General features: G+C 60.9%; 2 protein-coding genes and 1 pseudogene. All 3 read right to left on the reverse strand.

Annotation, left to right across the window (positions count from 1 at the left end; genetic code table 11):
- Positions 1 to 58: 58 nt before the first annotated feature.
- A pseudogene (locus tag ACRXB1_RS34310) lies at positions 59 to 718 on the reverse strand (aminotransferase class I/II-fold pyridoxal phosphate-dependent enzyme); the annotation flags it as partial.
- A complete protein-coding gene (bioA, locus tag ACRXB1_RS34315) occupies positions 715 to 2,076 on the reverse strand; it encodes an adenosylmethionine--8-amino-7-oxononanoate transaminase (RefSeq protein WP_449494570.1) in 1,362 nt (453 codons plus the stop codon). The gene bioA and the pseudogene ACRXB1_RS34310, both read right to left, overlap by 4 nt.
- Positions 2,077 to 2,154: 78 nt before the next feature.
- Positions 2,155 to 2,591: enoyl-CoA hydratase-related protein (locus tag ACRXB1_RS34320; protein WP_449494571.1), on the reverse strand; the 437-nt coding region annotated here is incomplete at its 5' end.

A 2,591-nucleotide genomic window follows, 5' to 3' on the forward strand; every position in this document is an offset into this window, starting at 1 on the left:
TGCATTCACCCCACCTGGTTTATGTCGGCACGCTGGGGAAGGCGGCGGGTGTATCGGGCGCGTCGTCCACGACGAGCCACGCGCCGTATCGTTCGGCGACTTCGAGCAAACGCGCGAGCGGCGCGATATCGCCGTCCATGCTGAATACCGAATCCGTAACGATGATCTTCGTTGCGCCAACATTGCGCGATGCATCGAGCATAGCGTTGAGCGCTTCGGCATCGGCGTGAGGATAGATGCGGATTTCAGCACGCGATAACCGTGCGCCATCGATCAGCGATGCATGATTCAACGCGTCGCAGAACATGAGCGTGTCGCGGCCGCTCAGGGCGCCGAGCGTGGTCAGCGTTGCCAGGTTGGCCATGTAACCGGTGCTGAAGTACAGCGCACGCGCCTGGTTCACAAAACCGCCGGAGAACGCCGCCAGATCGTCTTCCAGCTTCGCGTGCGCGCGCGAATGGCCGCCGAGCAAATGCGATCCACCGCTGCCCGCGCCGTATTTGCGTGCGCCTTCGGCCAACGCTTCGCGCAAGGTCTCATGCGCGGCGAGCCCGAGATAATCGTTGCTCGCAAAGCCGATGATCTTCCGCCCATCCACCATCATGTGCGCAGCGCAGGCGCTATCTGCAACTTTCCGGCGACGACGCAACCCGTTGCGATCGATATCGGCAAGACCTTGTTTCAGCGTGTCGAACAACGCGGCCGATGTATCGCTCATGCGGCCTCCGCGAGCGTTGTATCGAAGACCTCGAGCGTGCGTTCTGCGAGCAGCGTCTGTTCGTCGTCGCTGAGAATGTACGGCGGCATCAGATAGACGGTCGTGCCGATCGGGCGCAATAAAAGCTCTTGTTTCAAGGCGTTTTCGAAGAAGCGGCGCGAGAACGTGCGTGCTTGAGCCGGATTTTCGATCACGGCATCGAACGCGAAGATCGTGCCCTGCTGACGCAGGTTTTTCACGTGCGCGTGATCTTGCAACGGGCTCATCGCAGTGCGCAGCAACGACGACTTCCGGCGATTCTCCTCAAGCACGTTGGCCGAGTCGAAGAGATCGAGCGTCGCCAAAGCCGCGCGGCACGCAAGCGGATTCCCCGTGTACGAATGCGAGTGGAGAAAGCCGCGCGTCATGTCGTCGTCGTAGAAAGCGGCGTAGATTTCGTCCCGTGTGAGGACGATCGACAACGGCAAATATCCGCCGCTGATTCCCTTCGACAAACAAATGAAATCCGGCCAGATCCCGGCTTGCTCGCACGCAAAGAATGTCCCGCTCCGGCCGCAGCCGACAGCGATTTCATCGGCGATCAGATGCACGCCGTATTGATCACAGAGGGCACGCAAGCCCTTCAGATAAGACGGATCGTGCATCGCCATGCCGGCCGCGCACTGAACCAGCGGCTCGACGATCACCGCTGCGAGTTGCGACGCCTTGGCTTCGAACAAGGACTTCATGTCAGCGAGTGCGCGTTGCGCGACATCGCGTGTGGTCTCGCCTTCGCGGGCGTTGCGGGCATCGGGCGATGTCACCACGTGCGCGTTGCGGATCAGCGGATCGTAGGCGTCCTTGAACAAAGCGACATCGGTTACGCCAAGCGCGCCGATGGTCTCGCCGTGATAGCTGTTCGCGAGGCAAACGAACTCGCGTTTCTCTGTGTGCCCGCTGTTGCGCCAAAAATGGAAGCTCATTTTCAACGCGATCTCCACCGCCGATGCGCCATCGGATGCAAAGAACGCGTGGCCGAGCGTGTTGTGCGTCAACGCGTTCAAACGTTCCGCGAGAAGGACGGCCGGCTCGTGCGTGCAGCCGGCGAGCATCGCGTGTTCGAGCGTGTCGAGCTGATCCTTGAGCGCCATGTTGATGTCGGGATTCGCATGGCCGAAGAGGTTGACCCACCAGGAACTGATGGCATCGAGATAACGATTTCCGTCGTGGTCATATAGCCACGGACCCTTGCCGCGTGCGATGGGCACGAGCGGCATGCGCTCGTGGTGCTTCATTTGCGTACACGGATGCCATACGGCGCGAAGGGAGCGGGCAATCCAGTCATCGGTTGCCGGCGTGTGTTGGTTGTTCAGATTCAAAACGACTCCATGGGAGCGGCTCGTCTGTATTGCGCTTTGCAGCGCCATAAGAAAAACAGGCGGCGCTCCCGATCACAATCACGCAAGCCACGACGGCTTGCGTTTTTCCAGAAAACTGCGCACGCCATCGCGGCCTTCGTCCGAGGCGCGAATCCGTGCAATGCGGTCAGCGGTGTCCGAGATCAGCGTGTCGTCGATGGTTTTGTCGGCCAGATCGACGACCAGTTGCTTGCATTCGCGCACCGCGTTCGGACTATTTGCCGCGATGGCTGCGGCGACGGCATCGACGGTGGCATCGAGTGCTTCGTCGGACACCACCTGATGCACGAGGCCGATGCGCAGCGCTTCGTTTGCATCGATACGTTCCGCCGTCACAAAATACCGGTGCGATGCGCGCGCGCCGATCGCGCGGATGACATACGGCGCGATGGTCGCCGGCATCAGCCCGAGCTTTGCCTCGGAGAGACAGAAGTGCGCCGAATCCGCCGTTATCGCGATGTCCGCTACCGCCACGA

The sequence above is a fragment of the Caballeronia sp. M23-90 genome (genome assembly GCF_053574605.1).